Source organism: Blautia sp. TM10-2, from assembly GCF_003480845.1.
GTDB classification, from domain to species: Bacteria; Bacillota; Clostridia; order Lachnospirales; family Lachnospiraceae; genus Fusicatenibacter; species Fusicatenibacter saccharivorans.
In genome coordinates this window covers 193,384-216,338 of record NZ_QUJZ01000005.1, presented here as the reverse complement: position 1 = coordinate 216,338, position 22,955 = coordinate 193,384, and the positions used below count along the sequence as shown (strand labels likewise).

Below are 22,955 nucleotides of genomic sequence, written 5' to 3'. Positions count from 1 at the left end.
AGGGCATTTTTATGCTCTATTCATACCGCGCAATCTCTTTCCGCAGCCGCTTCATAATCCGTTTTTCCAGCCGCGAGATATACGACTGGGAAATCCCGAGAAGATCCGCGACTTCTTTCTGCGTTTTCTCCCGCCCCTCTGGCATATTGATGCCAAACCGGAGTTTCACGATCACCTGCTCCCGCTCAGAGAGCTTGCTGATTGCGCTTCCCAGCACGCGATGTTCCGCCTCCTGCTCGAGCCCCTGATAGATCACATCCTCCTCCGTTCCGAGGATATCCGACAAAAGAAGCTCATTTCCATCCCAGTCTACATTGAGCGGCTCATCGATCGAGACCTCCATCCGTGTCTTGTTATTTCTCCGCAGATACATCAGAATCTCGTTCTCAATGCACCGGGACGCGTACGTGGCAAGCTTGATCTTTTTTTCCGGATTGAACGTGTTAATTGCCTTGATGAGGCCGATGGTTCCAATCGAAATCAGATCCTCCACACCAACTCCTGTATTATCAAATTTCTGTGCAATGTAGACGACGAGACGCAGGTTGTGTTCGATCAGCTCGCTCCTTGCCGTCTCGTTTTCCGGATCGGAAAGCCCCGCAATCGCATCGGCCTCCTCCTGTCCTTCCAAAGGCGCCGGGAGAACATCTGTGCCCCCGATATAAAAAATTTCCCCTGTCTGACGAAATACAGCCGGCACGGACCGCGGCAGCATACGAAGCCGGAATCCGTTTGGCAGTGCAGCCTGCAGCATACTTCATTCCTCCTGTCCTTCCATGAGATCTGGATGCAAAATTATTTCATAGCCCCTGGGAGATGAACTATTTTCTCCGCCAAGCGCAATCAGCGGTCCGCTTATGTGCCTGGCTGTATGTTCTGTCACAAGAATCATTTCCGAGATCCGGATCACCGGCAGAAAGCCCCGGCCTTCCAGTCCGCGAAACGGTATGTAACGGGGCTGCAGCGCAAGAAGCCGTTCCGGCTCCGGCACCGTCTCGTGCCTTGCAAGCGCCGCAATCCCTGTCCGCATTTCGTCCGGGAACAATTCGAGTATCACAGTGTACGGTACGACCGAGACCGGCTTTTTGGTTGTGGCATCCCGCAAAGTATTGCCCGTGTCGTACAGTCCTTTTACTTTTTTCCATTTCCCATTCTGCACAAGCTGTACCGTAACCTGCCTGGCGTGTTCCAGGAGCATCTCCTTTCGGATCTTCAGCAGGAGGAGTGTTCCCGCATATGCGGCACTCCCGGAAAGAAGAAAAAGAAAAATTCCCCTTCCCGGCATCAGCTCCCGGAACAGGCGGTATGCACTGCCGATCAGAAAACCGGACAGTATATAGCCTGCCATTCCCACCACAAGATCCCGTACTGTCGTGATTCTGCAGCCAGATTTCACCATCCCTGTTGTAATTCCGATTCCGACCAGGGCGAGCAGCGCACCCGGCAGATACCGTGCAAACACGGCATACAGCACCGCATAACCGGCGCCGAGCGCGGCTGCCGCAAAACTCCTTCTTCGCGTGGCAGATCGTTTCAGAAGAAAGGAGGAAAGGCGCAGAATAGTATAATTCAGCAGAAGATTCTCTGCAAAGAGAAGATCCAGAAAGATCTCATAGTGCAAAAAAACACCCCCTGCGCCTTTTGCATGGTCTGAATTTCTAACAGACCCTATTATAGACGGAAGGGGGTGAATTTTTTGTCGTTTTCGGAAGAATGACCTTCTTTTTTGATCAACAAACTTCGACACGCCGCAACATTTTCGGTCTGCGGCGTGTCGAGGTAAATTCGTTATTTGCTTATTATTCTTTGCTTATCTGCGGTTTCTTAAGAAATCCGGGATCTGGATGTCCTTTTTCGGAACATTGCTTGTCATGGTCTGCTGAGCCTGTACCTGCGGCTGCACCTGAACCTGTGGCTGCGGCTGTACCGGAGCGGAAGCTTTCGGAGCAGTGTGTACCGGAGCGGCTGCCTGTGCAGAGAAGCTGCTGCTGGAAAATGCGCTCTTTCTTGCATCTGCCGGCTCTTTGCGGGATACGCTTGCCTGTTTCGCCGTTGCATCGTTGAGACCTGTTGCGATAACGGTGATCTTCGCTGTATCGGTAACAGAATCATCATACATAGCACCGAAGATGATGTTTGCATCCTCTCCAGCCAGATTCTGTACGTAACTTGCAGCATCGTTTGCATCCATAAGGGAGATATCTCCGGAAATGTTGATGATAACGTGGCTTGCACCCTCGATGGTGGTCTCAAGCAGCGGACTGGAAACAGCCTGCTGTACAGCCTCGAGCGCTTTGTCGTCGCCCTTTGCCTCGCCGATACCGATGTGAGCGATACCCTTGTCGGTCATAACGGTCTGAACATCTGCGAAGTCGAGGTTGATGAGTGCCGGCAGGTTGATCAGGTCTGTGATGCCCTGTACGGCCTGCTGCAGAACCTCGTCTGCTTTCTTTAATGCCTCCGGCATGGTTGTCCGGCGGTCTACGATTTCAAGAAGTTTGTCGTTCGGGATCACGATCAGGGTATCTACGTTTTCCTCGAGTTTTTCGATTCCCATCAGCGCATTGCTCATACGGGTTCTTGCCTCGAATTTGAACGGTTTTGTTACAACGCCGACAGTCAGAATGCCCATTTCTTTTGCAACGCCTGCTACAACCGGTGCTGCACCTGTTCCGGTTCCGCCGCCCATACCGCAGGTGACGAATACCATATCAGCGCCTTCCATGATCTGTTTGAGCTCTTCGATGCTCTCCTCGGCTGCTTTCTCTCCAACCTCAGGTTTTGCTCCTGCGCCCAGTCCCTTGGTCAGCTTCTCGCCGATCTGGAGAATGGTAGGTGCCTTACAGAGGGTCAGCGCCTGTTTATCGGTGTTGATTCCAACGAATTCAACGCCGCCGATGGATTCCTCCACCATTCTATTTACAGCATTATTTCCTGCACCACCTACACCGATTACGATAATCTTTGCAGATGATTCTGCCTCATTTGTCATGATCTCTAACAATTTCAACTTCCTCCTTTTGATTATGAACTGCTGTCTATCTCAAAATAGTCTGATATTCTGATGGTCATACATAAAGATATAATATAATTTCTTCGGAAAATAATCAACTGTTTTTTTCGTATTTCATAAAAAATTCAGGATTATTGCGTTTTTTTGACGGCTTTCCTTTCCTCTTATACATCTTTCGAGAAGACAAAGCTGCTGTCGCCGTCCTTGTAATCCTCCATATGGAGTTCTCCGGAAAGACCGGAAAGGCTCGGCAGGATTGCTGCTACGCGCGTCATCTTTTCTTCTAACGCCGTATCGGTTCCAAGCAGAATCCGCACGGTATCATAGTAATGCAGAATAATTTCGCTGTTCTCATTAAATTCCACACTGTCCGGCGTGATATTGTATTTCTCCGTCATTCTCGTAAGTGCGAGCATGGTGCGGAAAACTGCCGGTTTTTCAACCGGGAGCTGCTCGTTCACGGTCACATAGTCAAACGTAAGTCCTGTTACAAGCGGAACATCGGAAAGGGTAGGCTGAAAGTCTGTCGTTGTCACACGTGCACTTTTAATCGTATCCGCCGAGAGCGCACCGTCGGACGTACTGCTTTCGGATGCAAGCGGCTCACTCGTAAGGGATCCATCCGCACTCGTTCCATCGGAGGCGGTTCCGTCGGAAGACTCACCCTCCGCAGGTGTTTCCTGCTCCTCGTCCACGCACTCCAGCACGATGCCGTTCTTGTCAAAATAGACCTTCTGGCCTTCGTACTCGACATAACCGACCACTTTTTTCTCATTTACCTGGATGCAGATGGTGTCATAGCTTACAAACGTAAACTCCACGGAGTTCATAAAAGGAATATCGCTCATATCAACCTTCGAATGAAACGTCGTAAGAAGCACCGTGTTTTTCATCCACTTGTCGCCCGCGACCATCTCTTTGATTTCATCTTTTGTATACCGGGTGTTCCCCGCCACCTGGATATTGCGGATTTTGAACACATTAAAAAACAAGGCACCTGCAAGGCCGACGCCAAGCACCACCCCGGTCAGAATCCGTATTTTTCTGTTTTTCTTCTTTTTTCTGTTTTTTTTCTGTCTCATATTTCTTTTTCTACGATAATCTTGGCTCCGAGTTCCCGGAGCGTTTCTGGAAACCGTTCATACCCCCGCTCAATCAGTTCTGTCTGCCGGATTGTGGAAAATCCTTCTGCGGCAAGCGCCGCCGATACGAGTGCCGCGCCGCCCCGAAGATCCTGGGAAACAACTTCTGCACCGTGCAGACGGCTTTTTTCGGCCGTCAGCCATTTTCCGCAGATCTGCAGCGTACCGCCCATTTTCTGCAGCTCCTCTGCCGTCCGGAGGCGGTCCTCAAATACATTTTCACAGATACAGCTCTTTCCTTCCAGCGTCATCGCTGCCGCCAGATACAGCGACTGCAGATCCGTCGGAAAACCGGGATATTCCTCTGTCTCCACGTACTGAACAGCATGCTGCACGTTTTTGCTGTCTGCTACCAGTGTACCACTCTTCCTTGTATATTGTCCACCTATTTTCTGATAGAGGGACAGAACCGCCCCCATTTCGTCCAGCGGCGCGCCGGAAAGCGTCAGGTGCCCCCGCGTCGCCGCGCCCATCAGAAGATACGTCCCTGCCGCGATCCGGTCACCCGGAACACGATACCGGCAGCCGGACAGCAGTCTCTTTCCCCGCCTTCCGTAAACGGTAATCTGCTCCGTCCCCTCGCCGGTAATCTCCGCTCCCATGGCCTTAAGAAACCGGCAGAGATGAACCACTTCCGGCTCCCGCGCACAGTGCTCCAGCCTTGTTGCACCTTCCGCTCCGACAGCAAAAAGAACCGCATTTTCCGTCGCCCCGACGCTCTTTTTCGGAAAGCAGAGCACGGCTCCTTTCGGATGATCTGCCTTTGCCCGAATGGTGCCGTCCTCCTCGAAGACCTCGGCTCCCAGAAGCTCCATTGCCCTCTGATGCAGGTCCGTCGGCCGCTTTCCGATCCGGCAGCCGCCGGCCCCTGCAAGGTATGCCTCCCCTGTCCTTGCAAGAAGACTTCCCAGAAACAAAAGAGAGGCGCGCAGTCTCTTCGAAAGCGCTCCCTCCACACGGCTTTTTTCGATCTTTTCACAGTTCAGGTGGAGCGCATTCCTCTCCCACCAGACTGTTCCGCCAAGGCTTCTTACAATCTCCGCCATATCCTCCACATCGGAAATCTTCGGGCAGCCTTCCAGCACGACCTCCTCTTTTGTCAGAACCGCCGCCGCGATCATGGGAAGAACGGCATTTTTGGAACCCTGGACTGTTACCGTTCCGCAAAGCCGCCTTCCGCCGAGAATCTGATATACTCCCACCTGTTCTCTCCCATCCGGCCTCTCTTTTTACGGTATGCATTACACTCCCGTTTTGTTCCCGTTCTGCAGCGCTTTTCCGCCTTTTTAATCGGTGTCCCTCGAGACCGACAGGGCAAGCCCCATCTCGCCGAGCAGAAACAGCACGGAGGTGCCGCCGTAACTGATAAAAGGCAGCGTAATGCCGGTATTCGGAATCGTATTTGTCACAACCGCGATGTTCAGGATCACCTGAAGCGCAATATGCCCCATAATTCCGCCCGCAATCAGTGCTCCGCCAAGATCCCGCGCATGGATCGAAATGACCATCAAGCGCCAGATCAGCACCGCAAACACGGCGATCACCAGGCAGGCGCCGAACAGTCCGCCCTCCTCACAGATAATCGAAAAGATCATATCATTCTGCGCTTCCGGCACAAAGCCAAGCTTCTGCAGGCCTTTTCCAAGCCCGCAGCCAAAGATTCTCCCGCTGCCGATCGCATAGAGTCCCTGAATGGTCTGGAACCCCTTCTCGTACGCCTCCGGGTTGCGCCAGATGGCAAGGCGTTCAAGGCGGTAGCTCTCCATCATTAGAAAAACGGCAATAAACCCGATGCCGGCGCCTCCGATTCCGAGAAACGGCAGGTAGCCCGGATGTGAAATAAAGATCAGAAACGCACAGATTCCGAGCAAAATAATCGCCGTACTTAAGTTATTGCTTCCGACAAGCGCTGCAATCGGCAGAGTGCACAGCACCGCCTTTGTCATAAACCAGAGACTGTCGGACCGGCCTTTCGTGTGCTCCATCACCCAGGGCAGGAAGAGAATCACCGCCATCTTGGCAAATTCCGAGGGCTGGAACGATAAGGGGCCAAGCTTTAACCACCGCTTCGAGCCATTGTACTCACTTCCGAAAAAGAGCACCGCCGTCGAGAGCGCAAGGGAAGCCGCATAAAACCACGGTGCCAGTGCAAACAGCCGCCGGTAATCTATTTTTGCAACCGCATACATACCGATCACACCGAGCGCACTTGCAAAGAGCTGCTTCTTGAAATAATAAGCCGGGTCATGGAATCTGACCCGGCCGTTATACGCGCTGGCGCTGTACAGAATCACAAGGCCAAGGCCAAGCAGAATCCATACCGTCACTAGCAGCGTCCCATCTATTTTTTTCTCTTTTTCCTTCCGCATCCGCGCCACACCCGCCGTTCGCTCTTTTTCAGCTTATGCGGGATAGTTTCCTGATATGACGTTTTTACAGTGCTCTTACGTACTCCTTAAACAGCTCACCGCGCTGCTCATAGCTCTTAAACTGATCCCAGCTTGCGCAGGCCGGGGAAAGAAGAACCGCATCCCCTGCATTTGCCTTGTCGTGACAGATCTGTACGGCTTCTTTTAAGTTGTCTGCCATGATAATGTCGTTGAATCCGACGCTTCTTGCCGCTTTTGCGATCTTCTCTTTCGTATCTCCGATCAAAACCAGGAAACGTACCTTTCCATCGAATGCCTGAATCCACTCTTCGTAGGTGGACTGCTTGTCGTAGCCGCCGCCGATCAGCAGAGTCGGGCGGTTCATCGCCTGGATGCCTTTGATGGCCGCATCCGGATTCGTTCCCTTGGAATCGTTGTAATATGCCACGCCGTCCTTCTCGCAGACATACTCGATGCGGTGCTCTACCCCTGCAAACTCCTGAATGACTTTGCGGACAGTTTCCATCGGCACGCCTGCATGAAGTGCCATTGCAGAAGCAACCATGACGTTTTCAAAATTATGTAAGCCAAGCAGTTTTAAGTCGTCGGTTCTGGTCAGAAGCTCCGTCTCGCCGTTCTTTGCAATGCGGATTTCGCCGTCCTGATAATAGATGCCGTCCTTTAACGCACGCAGACTCGAGAAGTACATCACCTGTACTTTCTTCTCTGCCATCAGTTTTTCGCCGAACGGGCGCAGGATTTCGTCCTCATAATTCAGCACACAGAGATCATCCATCGTCTGATTTTCGGTGATACACTCTTTCACGCGGATATACTCTTCCATCGTGTGATGGCGGTTCAGATGATCCTCGGTAATGTTTGTGATCGCACTTGCCGCCGGATGGAACTCTTTGATGGTTTCCAGCTGGAAGCTGCTGATCTCGGCAACCGTTACGGTATCATCTGTCGTGTCGAGTGCCGCGGATGTGTACGGGGTTCCGATGTTTCCGACCACTTTTACTTCCGGCTGATATGCTTTCATGATCTCGCCGAGCAGCGATGTTGTGGTGGTCTTTCCGTTAGTACCGGTAATCGCAAGCACTTTTCCGCGGCTTACCTGATACGCCAGCTCCACTTCACCGATGACCGGGATCTCTTTTTCTTTCATTTTAAGGACAACCGGCAGATCCGTCGGAACGCCCGGGCTTAAAACGACAAGATCAAGGCTGTCGAGCATCTCCTCCGGGAGCTCGCCTAAGACAACTTCCACGCTGTCACGGCTCTCTAATTTTTTTAAGATTTCTTCTTTTTCGAGTTTGTCATTTCCATCGTAAAGAACGACAGAAGCACCTTTCTTGTGCAGCAGCTCCTCCGCTGCAATTCCACTCTTTCCGGTTCCGAAAACCAGTACTTTTTTTCCTGCGAAAATCATGTTTGATTACCTCCATATTTTAAAGCCCCATCAATGCGATCAGGCATAGTATCGCTGTGATTGTAGCAAACACCGTCACAATCTGTGTCTCCGACCAGCCCATCAGCTCGAAATGGTGATGGATCGGCGTCATCTTGAAGATCCGTTTTCCCTTCGTCAGTTTGAAGAATGACACCTGCAGGATCACAGAGAGAATCTCCATCATATAAATGAATCCCACAAGCGGCAGAAATAAGGGGAGACGTAAGAAACACGCCATTCCCGAGACGAAACCGCCGAGTGCCAGACTTCCGGTATCGCCCATAAAGACGCGGGCAGGAAATACATTGAATACCAGAAACCCCAGCAGACTCCCGATAACCGCAAGCGGGGACGGGGAAACACCGTTTCCGAGGCCGATCGATGCCACGGAAAAGAAAACAGCATTTAAAATCGTCACACTCGCCGCCAGTCCGTCAAGGCCGTCGGTAAAGTTGACACCGTTGACCGTTCCAAGAATCACAAAGGCGAGAAACGGAATCGTAAAAATCCCTGCGTCCAGCTCTTTGCCTGGAAGGAACGGAATGCGCATCCGGAGGGAAATTCCGGAAAAACGCGCCAAATACCACAGAAAGACTGCTGTAATCACTGCCTGCAGTGCCATTTTCTGCTTCGGGTACAGCCCGTCGCTGCGGTGCAGCACGACTTTCAGATAGTCATCGAGAAAGCCGATCAGGCCAAAACCAAGCGTCAGAAACAGCACCGGAACCACTTCCGCTCCCTCTTTCCGGAAAAGGAGGGAAACTGCGGTAAACGCCGCCAGAAACATCACGCCGCCCATCGTCGGGGTTCCCGCTTTTTTCTGGTGGCTCGGCACACCCTCTTCCCGCTCCTTCTGCCCCGCTTTGACTTTTCGCAGAAACGGGATCAGAACCGGCCCCAGCGCCAGGCTGATGCCAAAGGAAAGAAGAACCGGCAGGATCATTTCTCTTTTCATAGACGCACCTCTTCCTTTTTGTACGGATTGTGTACGGAACAGGCATGTCAAAATATTTTCTCCAGCCTATTCAGTATATAGCTTTTTGTTCTGTTTCGCAACCTTCTTTTATAATCCAAGTTACGGTTCGCTCAGCAGTGAAACACTTGCTGTTTCGCTGCGTAAGAAAGTGATTCAGGTGTGAGCAGCCCTCCTTTTGCGAAGCAAAACTTTAAATGAGGGCTGCGAAGGACACAATTCTCAGGTTTCCTGAGAATTGTGTCCAATACCGAGATACGGAAGTACATTGGAAAAGATATCGCGGATCACCGGCGCGCAGATCGTTCCGCCGTAGTAGACGCCCTGCGGATTGCGGATAATGCAAAGCCCCAGCACCGTCGGATGCTCCGCCGGGGTGAAGCCGAGGAATGAGGAAATATAGCGGTTGGCGCTCCGCGGAAGTGTCTGCGAGGTTGCCGTCTTTCCGCCGATGGAATATCCCTCGAGGTACGCATTCTTTCCAGACCCTTCTGAAACGACGCTTTCCAGAATTTCGCGCACCGTCCTGGAAGTTTCTTCCGAAAGAACCCCTTCTTTTTCCGGAAAATTCAGATGCTTTACAACATTTCCTTCTTCATCGAGCACATCCGTTGCGACATGCGGCGTCACCATTTTTCCGCCGTTGACGAGCGCAGAGACCGTCGCCGCCAGGCGGATCGGCGTGATCTGGAAGGACTGGCCGAATGCCATCGTCGCAAGCTCAACCTCTCCGATGTTTTCCTCCTTGTGCATAATCGTCGATGCCTCGCCCGGCAGATCGATCCCCGTCTTTTCCATCAGACCGAAATTCCGGAAGTAATCACAGAACTTTTCCACACCGAGCCGCAGCCCCACTTCAATGAACACCGGGTTGCACGAGTTCTGCGCGCCCTGCACGAAGTTTTCGGCTCCGTGTCCCGTCCGCTTGTGGCAGTGGATCCGGCGGTCCTCCACGATTTTGTAGCCGGGACAGAAAAACGAATCGTTCGGCGACACAACGCCCTCCGAAAGTCCCGCCGACATCGTGATGATCTTAAAGGTAGATCCCGGCTCGTACGTATCGTTGATGCAGGCATTCCGCCACATCTGGTTCAGCAGATCCTGAATTTCTTTTTCCGAAAGTCCCGTTGTATCCTGCTGCAGCGTGAACGGATCGTTGAGGTCGAACTCCGGCACATTGACACAGGCATAGATTTCTCCGTTCTGCGGATTCATAAGAAGAATCGAGACGCTGTCCGCCTGTTTTTCTGCCATCGCCTTTTCCGCTGCCTGCTGGCAGTACGCCTGGATATTGACATCCAGGCTGACCTTTAAGTCCCTTCCCGCCACCGGCTCCTGGCGGCTCTCCCCGATGCCGTTCTGCTCAATCCCGCGCGCATCCGTTGTCGTCAGGATTTTTCCGTTGATTCCTTTTAAAATTTCCTCATATTCCACCTCCAGTCCGATGATGCCCTGATTATCGCCTCCGGTGAAGCCGATAACGCGCGACGCCAGCTTCCCTTTGGGGTAATACCGCTTGAAATCCTCATCCACTTTTACCCCCGCGTATCCGTACGACCGGATGGTATCACCCGTCTCCTTGTCCACATTCGTCTTGACACGCTCGATTGAAGACCGCTTCTCCACGCGTTTCCGCGCCGTCTCCTCCGAAATTCCAAGCTCTTTTACCAGCATCGCAATCACCGCCTCCGGCTCCTCAATCTGGCTGTGGATCACGGAAATCGTACAGACCGTGCGGTTTGCCGCGAGAACTTCCCCGTTTGCATCAAGAATCCGGCCGCGCGCCGCCTTGATCCCGCGCTCCCGCTCGTGCAGATCATCCGCCTTCTCGGAATAATAGACGGACCGGAACACACACAGATACACCAGCCGCCCGGCAAGTCCGACCATCATTCCCATGCAGAGTACCCACAGAAGAACCGTCTTTTTCCGGTGATACGTTTTGTTTTTACGCATAGAATACCCCATAGCCGAATCCATTATGATAACACTATATGGAAACTGCTATGGGGTTATGTCTTTTGTTTTTTATGTTTTTTTACTCTTCATTGATGAGATCCAGCTCGGCGTTTGTCAGACCGCCGTTCTCGATATTGCTGTTTTCAGCACTGTTTTCCGTATCGTCTTCCTGTACCGGTGCCGCTACGTTTGGATCATCCGTTCCGGTCTCGGAGCCTTCGCCCGTCACACCGTCCGTATCATCCGGGAATACGTTCAAATACGGCAGCAGTTCTGTGTAGATCTCTTTTACGATCTCCTGTGCCAGCACACTGTTCGCCTGATTTTCTACATCCGGCTCGTCCACAATCGCGTAAACAACAGCTTTCGGGTTTTCTACCGGTGCAAATCCGATAAAGGAAACGAGATATTTTCCATTGCCTCGCGGATACTTCTGTGCAGTACCTGTTTTTCCTCCCATCGTGTAACCGGCAACCTTTGCACTCTGGCCGCTTCCATCGGTCACGACTCCCTGGAGGAAACTTCTCATTTTATCGCTGATTTCCGCGGAAACCGTCTGACGCACCAGATTCGGCTCATTGCTCTCAACAACGGCTCCTGTGCTGTCCGTGATCGTCTTCATCACATGCGGCTGGTAATAATTGCCTCCGTTGATCAGAGAGGAAAACGCAGCTGCCTGCTGTACCATCGTCACGGTATAGCCCTGTCCGAATGTACTCGTTGCAAGCTCGGTCGGTCCCATGGTATCCTCCGTGTGAACCAGGCCGTACGCCTCACCCGGCAGGTCAATTCCTGTCAGACTGCCGAAACCGAAAATATCCTGATAGCGGAGAAATTCCGCTGCTCCCATCTTCTGTCCGATCTGCATCATACCAGCGTTGCAGGAGTTTTTCAGTACATCGGCCGGTGTCTGTACGCCATGTGTTCCCGGATAAGCTCCGCAGCGGATCATCTGCCCTGCAATCGTCTCAAACCCCTCACAGTCAAACAGGGTATCATCATCGATTACATCGAGGGAATATGCCGCCGCCACGTTCATCGGTTTTGCCGTGGAACCTGGCTCATATGCATCGGAAATACAGTAGTTTTTCCAGATGGCACTCAAAGCCTCCATTGTCTCGTTATCGTTCATCGCATCAATTTCTTCCTGCGAATAGAACGGTGTCAGATCTCTTGGATTGTTCAGGTCATACCAGTCGGAAGAATCCATACCAAGAATCTCTCCATTGTTCGGATCCATCACGACAACGCCGATATTCTTTGCCGCTTTTGTCTGACGGTTCGTCTCAGTGTCCGATTCGTCCGCGCCGTTCTGGACATGAATCCGCTCATTGTAATTCTTGATCGCCGTGCGGATGATCTTCTGAATATTTACATCAATCGTCGTAACCACGTTTTTGCCCGGCTGCGCCTCGATGATCGTCTGTTCCATATCCGCATCTTCGTTGTAATAGCCGAACTGGCGACCATTCACGCCATTTAAGATACTGGAATAATACCCTTCGATTCCCCAGTCTGCCGTGTCTCCTGAATACGTAAAGCCGATCAGATCGCAGGCAAGTGAATTTAACGGATACGTTCTGTGGTAGGATTCCTCGAACCAGACGCCGCGGATGTTGGCACGGTATGCTTTTTCCGCCTGCTCGTTCTCATCGAGCTCCTTGTTCTTTTTGTCCGCGTACTCGTCCACATAGGCCTCAAACGCTTTTTTCGCGTCCATCGAGACCTCTCTGGCGAGAACCTGGTACTGGCTTTCTTTTGTCGTTTCGCCGGTCAGACGATCCCGGATATCCGTCTCGTCGAGTCCGAAGTATTCAACCAGTGCTGCTACGGTCGGATCGACGTACGGATGGGTATCGTTCTTTTCTTCATCTTTTACCGTCGTATTGGCAAGTTTACAGTCGAGAATAACGTTGTAAACCTTCTCACTCGTTGCCAGAATCGTTCCGTTCCGGTCGGTGATACTTCCCCGCTGGAATGGAATTGTCCTGCTGTCGTAGGACTGCTGCGTCTGGCTTAAAACCTGTCTTTCGTATTTTTCTCCCTTTGTGGCATTCACATACGTAATGTCAATCGCTAAAGCAACAAAAACCAGCATCACTCCCAAAAAGAGTGCTACCAGTTTTCTGCTCATACGCCCACTTGTCTTCCGTCTCCGGAATGCCCCGCTTCGTTTTTTATTTTTTTTCTGTTTACTCACGTTTTCACCTATTTCGCATCCGGAACATCCTGATACTGTCTCACATAGCTGTTTTCTGAATCATCGAAATAAATTACCTGGGACTCATCTGCATATTTCATGCCGAGCCGGTTCTGTGCTGCTTCTTTGACTGCCTCAAGATCTTCGGAGGCAACCGTTGTATTGTAATAGGCGTCATTGTCCGCCTTCAGATCGCTCAATTCTTTTTCTTTGCTGGTAATGTCTTCCGCCTGCGTGGTAACCACGGTCTGCAACTTGACATACGCAACACACGCCGCGATACACAGTGTGCAGACAATGGCAAGAAAAACAGCGTAGCCCGCGCTGATCTGTGTCGCCCGTGCCCGGTTTCTTCTTGTCTGGCTGCTCACACCCGATTTCAGAGGCCGTGCTTCTTTTGGTGCTTCCTGCGGCTGTGCTGCAAGACGCCGTACCGCACTTCCGTCCTCAAACGTATCTGGCGTATAACGTTTCGTTCTATCTGTCGAATTTACCCTTCCATCTGCCCGTCTGGCCATAACTTCTCTGTCTCCTTCGTGCCGAGCCGTCACACTTTTCGTTCAAAGACGCGCAGTTTTGCGCTCTTGGAACGGGGATTTGTTTCCATTTCCTCTTCTCCCGGCAAGATCGGTTTCCGAGTTACTACGGTTCCCTTGGACTTCTTTCCGCATACACAGACCGGAAATTCCGGCGGACACGTACATGGATGCTCGTTTTTTCTGAAAATGTTTTTTACGATACGGTCTTCCAGAGAATGAAAGGTGATGACACAAAGTCTTCCACCGTCATTTAAGAGATCAATCATGCCGTCCAGTGACTCCGACAGAACGGTAAGTTCCTGGTTCACTTCGATACGGATTGCCTGAAAGGTTCTCTTGGCCGGATGGCCGCCCGTCGCCCTTATTTTTGCCGGAATCGAGCGCTTGATGATTTCGATTAACTCCCCAGTTGTTCGAATCGGCGCCTGCTGCCGGCTTACGCATATATTGTGTGCAATTTTTCTTGCAAAACGCTCTTCTCCATATTCATGGAGAATACGCGAAAGATTCTCTTCACTGTAATCGTTCACGACTTCGTACGCGGAAAGAGCATTTCTCTGATCCATCCGCATATCCAGCGGAACATCCTCACGGTATGTGAATCCACGCTCTGCATTATCCAGCTGATAGGATGAAACTCCAAGATCCAGCAGGATTCCGTCTACCCCGGTGACTCCGATTTCGGCAAGACGCGGAACCATATCGCAATAATTGCTGCGGATAATCGTGACCTGGTTCTGAAATGGTTCCAGGCGTTTACCCGCAGCAGCTATCGCAGCTTCGTCCTGATCTATGCCTATTAATCTCCCCGTGGCAGATAAGCGCTCACATATATGACTGGAATGTCCAGCGCCTCCCAACGTCCCGTCCACGTAGATTCCGTCCGGTTTTATCTTAAGGTTTTCAATGGTTTCATTCAGTAATACTGATGTATGCGAAAATTCCATGGTCATCTCCTGTATCCCAACGAAACAGATCAGATCACAATGCCCATCTCTTCCATTGATTCGGCGATGGCATCCATATCATCATAATTGCTGTTTTCGTTCCATTTTTCCTTGCTCCAGATTTCAATCCGGTTGATATTTCCGGTAAGGACTACATCTTTTTCCAGACCAGCAAATTCCCGCAGCGTTGCCGGTACGAGAATCCTCCCCTGCTTGTCCAGTTCACATGACGTAGCACCTGCTACAAAGAAACGGGAAAAAGTTCTGGCGTTTTTGTTTGTAAGTGGTAAGGCTCTCAGCTTCTCTTCAAAGGCAGCCCATTCGTCGTTTGGGTAAATGGAAAGGCATCCGTCCAATCCCTTCGTCAGTACAAACTCTTCTCCCAGCTGTTCTCTGAACTTGGACGGTATGATCAATCTTCCCTTCGCGTCAATCGTATGACTGTACTCTCCCATGAACATAATGAAAACCCTCTTATCACCTGAAATGGCGGTCTCCCCACGCACCACTTCATGTATCGCGCCGCAGCCAGACTGCCACATCCGCTCCACAACGCACCACTTTTCACCACTTTCTACCACTTATATTTTTATTCTATATCAACTCAGGGAAAATAGCAAGGTCTTTTTTCTATTTCATTTTTAAGATTTTCCCCAAAATGCAACATTTTTATGCGCATTTTCCGCCTTTTTTATACCAATTTTGTATCAAAAAAGAGAAAACCTTTTTTGCCGGTTTTCCCCTTTTCTGTATTTTTATTCTGTTTTTTTCACTGGTTTTATCCTTAAGAATGGGCTGTCTCCCCACCGGATGATAATTTTTTTCGTTTCCATACCACCAGGATGGTACATCCCACCACAAGGCACCCCGAAAGGAGCTGGGAAACCGGAAGTCCCACCACCGGAAGCAGAAGCTGGTCGGTGCGGAGTCCCTCGATCCAGATTCTTCCAAGGCCGTATCCTATCAGATACATCAGGAACACTTCGCCGTTAAATTTTTTTCTTTTCCGAAACCAGAAAAGAAAAAGCAAGACACCCACATTCCATAAACTTTCATATAAAAAGGTGGGATGCACCTGAATATACTCGACGCCGTTTACCGTCACCACATGATCCCACATTTTCTGTGTGATTTCATTGGCACGGACCGCGGAAACCGGAAGCTGCATTGCAAACAGGTTGTTAGTGTAGTCACCGAATGCCTCACGGTTAAAGAAGTTTCCCCACCGTCCCATAATCTGACCGAACACGATGCTCATGCTCGCGGTATCCATCAGAAGGCTGAAGTTCTGTTTCTTCTTTCTGCTGTAAATCACCACCGCAATGCAGGCACCGATGATGCCGCCGTAGATGGCAAGTCCGCCTTGGCGGATGTTGAAAATACTCAAAAGATCATCCTTATAATAGTCCCAGGCAAATATAACGTAGTAAATCCGTGCCCCGAGAATACCGGCTGCGATGCCGATCATCGCAAGATCGAGGTACTGCTCCGGGTTCTGCCCCGTTCGCTTTGCCTCTCTTTGGGCAATCCAGATCGCAATCATCATACCGGTTACGATCACGATGCCGTAATAGGCAATGGAAAATCCGAAAATACTGATGTTTTTTCCCACATGGTCGAGATAAATCCCGAGATTGGGGAAATTAATTTCCATATCCATAGATTTTATTCTCTCTGATTTTCAGTTCATTGTTTCAACTCACAGTCGGTATTTTCACGGAGTCTGACATGTCGAAAATAGTTCGACTGTGACCTGCCTCATGTCAGTGGAGGATACCGATTTCTCTCCGCCCGCCACTGCCGTTATGTTTCTTTTAACAATTCATCCCACCGCTTTAGAAGCGGGGGACTTCTTGTCTACTGGTGTTAAACGTTAAAACGGAACAGGATGACATCGCCGTCGCGGACAATGTAATCTTTTCCTTCCATACGCACAAGGCCTTTCTCTCTTGCTCCTGCGTAGGAACCGCAGTCGAGCAGATCCTGATAATTGACAACCTCGGCTTTGATGAATCCGCGCTCGAAATCGGTGTGGATTTTTCCGGCTGCCTGCGGTGCTTTTGTTCCGACTTTGATGGTCCATGCACGGGTCTCATCCTCTCCTGCTGTAAGGAAGCTCATGAGGCCGAGCAGACGGTAGCTTGCTGCGATCAGTTTTTCCAGGCCGGACTCGGTAAGACCAAGATCCTCGAGGAACATTTTTTTCTCATCCTCTTCGAGTTCGGAGATTTCTGCCTCGATCTCGGCGCAGATGACGAATACTTCGCTGTTGTGCTCTTTTGCATATTCGCGGACGGACTGTACATAGGAGTTGTTTGCACCGTCGTCAGCGAGATCATCCTCTGCTACGTTTGCTGCGTAGATGACCGGTTTACTGGTCAGCAGGTTGTACTCTGCGATCCATTTCTCCTCGTCCTCGTTCTGCAGCTCCATCAGGATGGCATCTTTTCCGTCCTCGAGCAGTTTTTTCAGACGCTCCTGGAATTCGAGCTCTTTTGCTGCCTCTTTGTCCATTCTTGCAGATTTTGCAGTTTTGGAAATACGGCGCTCGAGTACCTCAAGGTCGGCGAAGATCAGCTCAAGGTCGATGGTCTCGATATCACGGAGCGGATCAATGCTGCCGTCTACGTGGATAACGTTCGGATCCTCGAAGCATCTGACAACATGAACGATAGCGTCTACCTCACGGATATTGGCAAGGAACTGGTTTCCAAGTCCCTCTCCTTTGGATGCACCTTTTACAAGACCTGCGATGTCAACGAACTCGATGACAGCCGGTGTTACTTTCTTGGACTGATAGAAATCTCCGAGCTGCTGCAGACGCTTGTCCGGAACCGGCACGATGCCGACATTCGGGTCAATGGTACAGAACGGATAGTTTGCGCTCTCTGCTCCTGCTTTGGTCAGGGAATTGAAAAGTGTACTTTTTCCGACGTTCGGAAGGCCCACGATACCTAATTTCATAGTAATCTATATCTCCTTTGTTTTTATTTTTCGCTTCTTTTTCTGTTCGGGTTCTTTTTATGCACAAAAAGAGCCCAATGCAACTATAAATTATAGCACACGGGCTCTTTGATTTCAATGGATTTTAATCTCTTGACTGTACCATCAGAAGAATGCCGCCCTCGTACGATACATGCGCGGTCTCCTCGACGATCTCATTGCTCACGCACAGACCACCCGAAGTATTCGGCAGACAGTGATGGTCGAGCGGGTAGGCGAAGCCCTCCAGGGTGATGGATGTGACTTCCTTTTCCAGCGGGAAGAACGAAACGTACTTTCCGAACTGCTCTTCTTTCCGGATTTCAAACGAAGTTTCCACCGGAATCGTAATCAGATTGCGGCTGTCCACGATGTAAGCCGGAATTTTCTTCTCCCATGCCGTTTTCAGGTTCTGCACAATACTTAAGAAATGGTCGAGTCTTCCTCCTGTTGCTCCGAGAATCGTGATTTCACTGCTTCCCAGAACAATCGCCTGCTGAAATGCGATGTCCGTGTCCGTATTGTCCTTCATGGGATTAAATTCCCGGATCGGTGCGACATGGTTCTCCTTGTAATAATTTAAAATCTCCGGAGATAAACTGTCAAAATCTCCCAGAATATACGTCGGCATAATCTGGTAATGGTAGCAGAACTCCAGTCCCCGGTCTGCTGCCAGGATAATATCAAACTGCTGTTTCTGAAGATATGGGAAGGCAAAATCCGGTTCGATCATCCCTCCCGAAATAATACATGTTCTCACGTTTCCCTGCCTCTTTTTTCTGTCTTTTTGTATCTTATTCTGCCTTTTTGCTGTATGAAGAAATTTTTTCCTGCAGCTCGCGCACGTTCTGCTCGATGTTGCTGCCAAATACAGCAGAGCCTGCCACGATGATGTTGGCACCTGCCGCAAGGACTTCATCGATGGTCGCGCGGTTGATGCCGCCATCGACCTGAATGTGCACATGCTCCAGTCCCTTTTCATCCAGCATTCTGCGGAGCGTACGGATCCTCTCCGTCGACTCCGGGATATACTTCTGGCCGCCGAAACCAGGATAAACGCTCATAATCAGAATCATTTCTACCTGATCCATCACGTCCGTAACCGCAGAAAGCGGCGTATCCGGATTTACGGCAACTCCGGCATCTGCGCCTGTTTCATGAATCTTTTTCACGGTTTCTGCCAGATCGCGGCATGCCTCCGCGTGAACCGTGATCATATCCGCCCCGCAGCTTTGAAATTCTTCTACGTACCGCTCCGGGTCCTTTACCATCATATGAACATCAAAATACAGACTGCTTTCTTTTCGGATCGACTTTACCACCGGCATTCCAAACGAAATGGATGGTACAAACATTCCATCCATAATATCGATATGAAGCCACCGGCACTCTGCTTTCTCTACCCTTTGGATCTGTTCTCCGAGACGGTTGAAGTCTGCGGATAAAATAGAAGGTGCCAACTGATATACTCGGCTCATGCTAGTATCTCCTCTTTTCCTGTTCTTTCAGTTCTTCATAGAACATGGTATAGTTTTCAAATCTTTCTTTGCTGATATTTCCCTGTTCCAGTGCCTCTTTGACGGCACAGCCCGGCTCTTTTCCGTGGATGCAGCCGAGGAAACGGCATTTTCCTTCGTACGGATGAAATTCCGGGAAAAAGTTTTTCAGCTCCTCTTTTTCCATATCGGTTGTATAAAGCGAGCTGAACCCCGGCGTATCGCACAGATACGTCTCATGGTCGATCGGGATCATTTGGGAATGGCGCGTCGTGTGTTTTCCTTTTTTCAGCTTTTTGCTGATCTCTCCGGTCTCCATCTGGATTTCTTTCTGCATCCGGTTTGTGATCGAAGATTTTCCGACGCCGGACGGACCGGCTACCACCGTTGTTTTCCCTTTCAGGTATGCTTCCACTTCCTGCATGCCCTGCTCTTTCGCTGCACTCACCGTAAAGACACGGTAACCGCAGTTCTCATAGACGCTTCGCAGATGGTCTGTGTAATCTTCCCCCGCAAGATCTCTTTTATTGAAACAGATTGCCGTCGGAACGTTCTGCTGTTCCATCATCACAAGAAAACGGTCCAGAAGCGTCAGGTTCGGGGTCGGATTTTCCAGCGCAAAAATCACAAGCGCCTGATCGATATTGGCCACTGCCGGACGGATCAGTTCATTTTTTCGCGGCAGAATCCGGGTCATATTTCCTGTTTTTTCCGCTTCATCCAGAATCTCGATTTCCACAAGATCTCCGACGAGCGGTTTCTGGCCTTCCTTTCGGAAAATTCCTTTTGCTTTGCACTCATAAATGCCGGATTCTTCTACGTCTACGTAGTAGAATCCGGCAATTCCTTTCATAATCTTTCCTGTCATACTCACCCTTCACTCAACGGAACCGATGGGTACTGTGCAATTGCCTGATAACTTCCGCTCGAATCCATCTCATAGAAGACGATTCTTCCGGTAGAAGAAGCAGACGATGAAGCACTCCAGTTGGTGTTGACAGAATACGGCCAGCTCGTAATGGCCTGTCCATCCATGATGGTGATGGAGGTCTCGTTTCCGTTTCCATCATCCTGGATCAGCTCAATTTTTGCAATACCACCCTGATACTGATCCGGCGCACTTAAGGTCTGGCTGCAGGACCAGGTAACATCCGTAGCGGTATTTGCGCCCGGCTCGGCCGGTGTCGGGGTCGGTGTATTCTCATCCGGCGTCGTTGGCTGTGCACTCGGGCTATTGACATAAATCGTAACGTCAGAACCTTTCTTTACTTTGGTTCCGATTGCCGGGTCAACCTCCATGACTTCGCCCTCGGCCACCTTGCTGCTGGTTCCTGTTTTCACAATAATATTGAAATCGCTCAGGATTGATTTTGCTGTCTCCTCATCCAGGCCGATTACATCACGGATTGCAATTTCTTCCGCGTCCTTGGATCCCTTGCTGATCACCAGCGTAACGGTAGATTCCGGCGCAACCTGACTTCCCTCTGACGGGTCAACGGAAATAACCAAGCCTTCTGCAACGGTATCGCTGAAATCCTCTGTTGTGGAAACCTGCAGTCCCAGCTGAGTCAGTGCAGCACTTGCAGCGTCTTTCTGTGTTCCAACAATGCCGGTCGGAATGGTTACGGTTTCTTTTCCGGAGCTTACATAATACGTAATCGTTGCATTTTTATCGACTTTCGTTCCCGGTTTCAGATCCTGGCGGCAGATCTTTCCTGCCTCAATGACATCCGATGCCTCGGTTCCGCCGTTGACTACACCAAGGTTCAGGCTGTTTGCCAGATCGACGGCATCTGCCTCGGTTTTGTTGGTCAGATCCGGAACGGTTACTTTTTCCTCTTCTTTGCTGCTGGAAGAAACAACTTCCGTGCTGCTCGAAGATGATGCGGAACTGGAAGAAGCTGCGGTCGGTCCTTTTCCGCCGACAATGCCGGCTGCCTGTGCAATAAAGTAGATCAGCATGCAGATGATGATGGCTGCAATCGCAAAACCGCCGATTGTGATGATCTTTTCGAGTTTGTTTCCGGCTTTGTCATCGTCGTCGTCATCGTCGTAGTAGGAATCGTCGTCATCCTCATCGTAGGAATCGCGGTCATCCTCTTCTTCGTCCTCATCCTCGTCTTCTTCGTCCTCGTAGCTGTAATCTTCGTCCTCTTCCTCATCCTCGATCTTGCTGTAGCGCTTGCGGGCCGGCTCCTCTGCCGTCTGCGCATTTGCCTTTGCTGCTGCGCCGGAACGGATCTGGCTTAACTCCTCTGCGGATACCATAACAGTCTCGGCGTGAGAACTTAACGGAGTTACTTTTACGAAATTGCCCTGCGGCTCCATCAGCGAATGCTTCAAGTCGTCGATCAGCTCCGCCATGTTATTGTAACGGCGGTCCGGGCTCTTCTGGGTACATTTTAAGATGATCTGCTCCAGTGCGAACGGAAGGTTCGGGGTATATTTGGATGGAGATTCAATCTCCTCCTGCAGATGCTTGATTGCGATGGCAACGGTGGTATCGCCGTCAAACGGCACTCTTCCGGTTACCATCTCGTACATGGTGATGCCAAGGGAATAGATATCACTCTTATAGTCCGAATATCCGCCGCGCACCTGCTCCGGAGAGCTGTAATGTACGCTTCCCATAACGTTCGAACTGATCGTATTGGAAGAAGTTGCCTTTGCAATACCAAAGTCGGAAAGTTTTACTTTTCCGTCTGTGGAAATGATGATGTTCTGCGGTTTGACATCGCGGTGTACAATATTGCGGTTGTGTGCTGCTTCAAGACCAAGGGAAACCTGAATGGCGATGCTGGTCGCCTCTTTTACGCTCAGTTTTCCTTTACGGTCAATATAATCTTTGAGGGTAATTCCCTCAACAAGCTCCATAACAATATAGTAAACACCACGGTCCTCCCCGACATCGTACACGTTTACAATATTCGGATGGGACAGTCCTGCTGCGGCCTGTGCCTCCGTGCGGAACTTGCGGATAAAGGTTTTATCCTCCCGGAATTCCGGTTTTAAAACCTTGACGGCCACCATGCGGTTCAGCTTGTGGTCTTTTGCTTTGTAGACATCAGCCATACCGCCGGAACCGATCCGGCTTATGATCTCATATCGTTCTCCTAAAATAACGCCCTCTTTTAACATTCTTTCACCTCGTTTGTAAATGGTTCAACGACAATGACTGCGATATTGTCTCTGCCGCCATTTGCATTTGCTTTATCAATTAAACGTTTCGCCTTGTCCTCACCGTCTTCTCGGCAGATGAGTTCGAAAATCTCCTCATCCGTTACCATGTTGGAAAGGCCGTCCGAGCACATCACCAATTGATTGCCCTCTTCAAGCTGAATGTCAAAGAAATCAATCTTTACGGTATCCTGTGTGCCTACTGCTCTGGTAATAATGTTTTTGTCCGGGTGATTCCGCGCCTGCTCGGGAGTGAGTTCTCCAAGGCGCACCATCTCTGCAATCAGGGAATGGTCCTGCGTCACCTGGTCAAACGTGCCATCTGCTGCCAGATACAGCCTGCTGTCTCCTACGTTTGCAACGTAGGCATAGTTGCCGACAACCGTAGCTACTACCATCGTCGTACCCATGCCTTCCATGGATATATCTCGTTTTGCCTGCTCAAAAATCTGGCTGTTTGCTGCTTCAATTCCATGCCGAATAATCCGCACCGGGTTGAAATTCGTATCCCTTTTTACAGATTCCACCAGTACAGAAACACCGTAACGCGAAGCAAAATCGCCCGCGTTATGGCCTCCCATGCCGTCTGCAACGACAAAGAGGTTCGGAAGGTTTCCGACCGGAGAGGCGGAGGCAAACACAAAATCCTGGTTCATCGTCCGTTTCTGTCCGATATCGGTTGCAGAAAATACCTTCATGCTTTTT

The 22,955-nt window shown here is 50.4% G+C and carries 20 protein-coding genes; all 20 read right to left on the bottom strand.

The features are described from left to right. Positions 1 to 16 precede the first annotated feature (16 nt). Positions 17 to 715 carry an RNA polymerase sporulation sigma factor SigE gene (gene sigE / locus DXD92_RS06915; protein ID WP_330377007.1) on the bottom strand — a complete coding sequence of 233 codons (699 nt, stop codon included), beginning with the start codon at positions 713 to 715 and terminating at the stop codon, positions 17 to 19. 42 nt (positions 716 to 757) lie between these two features. Next, on the bottom strand, positions 758 to 1,621 hold the full coding sequence (locus DXD92_RS06910) for a sigma-E processing peptidase SpoIIGA (protein WP_158554986.1): 864 nt from the start codon (positions 1,619 to 1,621) through the stop codon (positions 758 to 760). Between the two features lie 189 nt (positions 1,622 to 1,810). Further along, positions 1,811 to 2,992, bottom strand: coding sequence for a cell division protein FtsZ (gene ftsZ / locus DXD92_RS06905; RefSeq protein WP_055219889.1), 1,182 nt, complete (start codon positions 2,990 to 2,992; stop codon positions 1,811 to 1,813). 185 nt (positions 2,993 to 3,177) lie between these two features. Next, complete coding sequence (locus DXD92_RS06900) at positions 3,178 to 4,095, bottom strand: cell division protein FtsQ/DivIB (protein ID WP_117509639.1); 918 nt, start codon at positions 4,093 to 4,095, stop codon at positions 3,178 to 3,180. Next, complete coding sequence (gene murA, locus DXD92_RS06895; RefSeq protein ID WP_118640308.1) at positions 4,092 to 5,357, bottom strand: UDP-N-acetylglucosamine 1-carboxyvinyltransferase; 1,266 nt, start codon at positions 5,355 to 5,357, stop codon at positions 4,092 to 4,094. Before murA ends, DXD92_RS06900 begins: the two co-directional genes overlap by 4 nt. Before the next feature lie 84 nt (positions 5,358 to 5,441). After that, entirely contained in the window at positions 5,442 to 6,524 is a 1,083-nt protein-coding gene (locus tag DXD92_RS06890; RefSeq protein WP_117509641.1) for an FtsW/RodA/SpoVE family cell cycle protein, read from the bottom strand. 64 nt (positions 6,525 to 6,588) lie between these two features. Next, positions 6,589 to 7,956 carry a UDP-N-acetylmuramoyl-L-alanine--D-glutamate ligase gene (gene murD, locus DXD92_RS06885; RefSeq protein WP_117509642.1) on the bottom strand — a complete coding sequence of 456 codons (1,368 nt, stop codon included), beginning with the start codon at positions 7,954 to 7,956 and terminating at the stop codon, positions 6,589 to 6,591. Between the two features lie 19 nt (positions 7,957 to 7,975). After that, positions 7,976 to 8,932, bottom strand: a complete 957-nt coding sequence (mraY, locus tag DXD92_RS06880) for a phospho-N-acetylmuramoyl-pentapeptide-transferase (protein ID WP_055226954.1) — start codon at positions 8,930 to 8,932, stop codon at positions 7,976 to 7,978. Between the two features lie 240 nt (positions 8,933 to 9,172). Continuing rightward, complete coding sequence (locus DXD92_RS06875; protein ID WP_118640307.1) at positions 9,173 to 10,906, bottom strand: peptidoglycan D,D-transpeptidase FtsI family protein; 1,734 nt, start codon at positions 10,904 to 10,906, stop codon at positions 9,173 to 9,175. Between the two features lie 82 nt (positions 10,907 to 10,988). Then, a complete protein-coding gene (locus DXD92_RS06870) occupies positions 10,989 to 13,043 on the bottom strand; it encodes a peptidoglycan D,D-transpeptidase FtsI family protein (RefSeq protein WP_118640306.1) in 2,055 nt (684 codons plus the stop codon). 74 nt (positions 13,044 to 13,117) lie between these two features. Then, on the bottom strand, positions 13,118 to 13,627 hold the full coding sequence (locus DXD92_RS06865; protein ID WP_022461068.1) for a hypothetical protein: 510 nt from the start codon (positions 13,625 to 13,627) through the stop codon (positions 13,118 to 13,120). 29 nt (positions 13,628 to 13,656) lie between these two features. Then, on the bottom strand, positions 13,657 to 14,595 hold the full coding sequence (rsmH, locus tag DXD92_RS06860; protein WP_022461069.1) for a 16S rRNA (cytosine(1402)-N(4))-methyltransferase RsmH: 939 nt from the start codon (positions 14,593 to 14,595) through the stop codon (positions 13,657 to 13,659). Between the two features lie 29 nt (positions 14,596 to 14,624). Then, positions 14,625 to 15,056, bottom strand: coding sequence for a division/cell wall cluster transcriptional repressor MraZ (gene mraZ, locus DXD92_RS06855; RefSeq protein ID WP_022461070.1), 432 nt, complete (start codon positions 15,054 to 15,056; stop codon positions 14,625 to 14,627). A gap of 323 nt (positions 15,057 to 15,379) precedes the next feature. Continuing rightward, entirely contained in the window at positions 15,380 to 16,255 is an 876-nt protein-coding gene (gene lgt, locus DXD92_RS06850) for a prolipoprotein diacylglyceryl transferase (protein ID WP_022461071.1), read from the bottom strand. Between the two features lie 206 nt (positions 16,256 to 16,461). After that, on the bottom strand, positions 16,462 to 17,559 hold the full coding sequence (gene ychF / locus DXD92_RS06845) for a redox-regulated ATPase YchF (protein WP_022461456.1): 1,098 nt from the start codon (positions 17,557 to 17,559) through the stop codon (positions 16,462 to 16,464). Between the two features lie 124 nt (positions 17,560 to 17,683). After that, positions 17,684 to 18,337, bottom strand: coding sequence for a thiamine diphosphokinase (locus DXD92_RS06840; RefSeq protein ID WP_147399292.1), 654 nt, complete (start codon positions 18,335 to 18,337; stop codon positions 17,684 to 17,686). A gap of 34 nt (positions 18,338 to 18,371) precedes the next feature. After that, a complete protein-coding gene (rpe, locus tag DXD92_RS06835) occupies positions 18,372 to 19,055 on the bottom strand; it encodes a ribulose-phosphate 3-epimerase (RefSeq protein ID WP_022463156.1) in 684 nt (227 codons plus the stop codon). A gap of 1 nt (position 19,056) precedes the next feature. Next, positions 19,057 to 19,941, bottom strand: a complete 885-nt coding sequence (gene rsgA, locus DXD92_RS06830) for a ribosome small subunit-dependent GTPase A (RefSeq protein WP_055219788.1) — start codon at positions 19,939 to 19,941, stop codon at positions 19,057 to 19,059. Positions 19,942 to 19,943: 2 nt separating this feature from the next. After that, positions 19,944 to 22,211, bottom strand: coding sequence for a Stk1 family PASTA domain-containing Ser/Thr kinase (gene pknB / locus DXD92_RS06825; protein ID WP_118640304.1), 2,268 nt, complete (start codon positions 22,209 to 22,211; stop codon positions 19,944 to 19,946). After that, a complete protein-coding gene (locus DXD92_RS06820) occupies positions 22,205 to 22,948 on the bottom strand; it encodes a Stp1/IreP family PP2C-type Ser/Thr phosphatase (protein ID WP_022463152.1) in 744 nt (247 codons plus the stop codon). Before DXD92_RS06820 ends, pknB begins: the two co-directional genes overlap by 7 nt. Between the last annotated feature and the right edge of the window lie 7 nt (positions 22,949 to 22,955).

Bases quoted from the DNA above. Each gene is read 5' to 3' on its own strand.
- mraZ (WP_022461070.1), bottom strand. From the start codon at position 15,056: ATGTTCATGGGAGAGTACAGTCATACGATTGACGCGAAGGGAAGATTG.
- ychF (WP_022461456.1), bottom strand. From the start codon at position 17,559: ATGAAATTAGGTATCGTGGGCCTTCCGAACGTCGGAAAAAGTACACTT.
- DXD92_RS06870 (WP_118640306.1), bottom strand. From the start codon at position 13,043: ATGAGCAGAAAACTGGTAGCACTCTTTTTGGGAGTGATGCTGGTTTTT.
- rsmH (WP_022461069.1), bottom strand. From the start codon at position 14,595: ATGGAATTTTCGCATACATCAGTATTACTGAATGAAACCATTGAAAAC.
- DXD92_RS06900 (WP_117509639.1), bottom strand. From the start codon at position 4,095: ATGAGACAGAAAAAAAACAGAAAAAAGAAGAAAAACAGAAAAATACGG.
- pknB (WP_118640304.1), bottom strand. From the start codon at position 22,211: ATGTTAAAAGAGGGCGTTATTTTAGGAGAACGATATGAGATCATAAGC.
- sigE (WP_330377007.1), bottom strand. From the start codon at position 715: ATGCTGCCGCGGTCCGTGCCGGCTGTATTTCGTCAGACAGGGGAAATT.
- DXD92_RS06820 (WP_022463152.1), bottom strand. From the start codon at position 22,948: ATGAAGGTATTTTCTGCAACCGATATCGGACAGAAACGGACGATGAAC.
- rsgA (WP_055219788.1), bottom strand. From the start codon at position 19,941: ATGACAGGAAAGATTATGAAAGGAATTGCCGGATTCTACTACGTAGAC.
- DXD92_RS06890 (WP_117509641.1), bottom strand. From the start codon at position 6,524: ATGCGGAAGGAAAAAGAGAAAAAAATAGATGGGACGCTGCTAGTGACG.
- lgt (WP_022461071.1), bottom strand. From the start codon at position 16,255: ATGGATATGGAAATTAATTTCCCCAATCTCGGGATTTATCTCGACCAT.
- DXD92_RS06875 (WP_118640307.1), bottom strand. From the start codon at position 10,906: ATGCGTAAAAACAAAACGTATCACCGGAAAAAGACGGTTCTTCTGTGG.
- murD (WP_117509642.1), bottom strand. From the start codon at position 7,956: ATGATTTTCGCAGGAAAAAAAGTACTGGTTTTCGGAACCGGAAAGAGT.
- mraY (WP_055226954.1), bottom strand. From the start codon at position 8,932: ATGAAAAGAGAAATGATCCTGCCGGTTCTTCTTTCCTTTGGCATCAGC.
- rpe (WP_022463156.1), bottom strand. From the start codon at position 19,055: ATGAGCCGAGTATATCAGTTGGCACCTTCTATTTTATCCGCAGACTTC.
- ftsZ (WP_055219889.1), bottom strand. From the start codon at position 2,992: ATGACAAATGAGGCAGAATCATCTGCAAAGATTATCGTAATCGGTGTA.
- DXD92_RS06865 (WP_022461068.1), bottom strand. From the start codon at position 13,627: ATGGCCAGACGGGCAGATGGAAGGGTAAATTCGACAGATAGAACGAAA.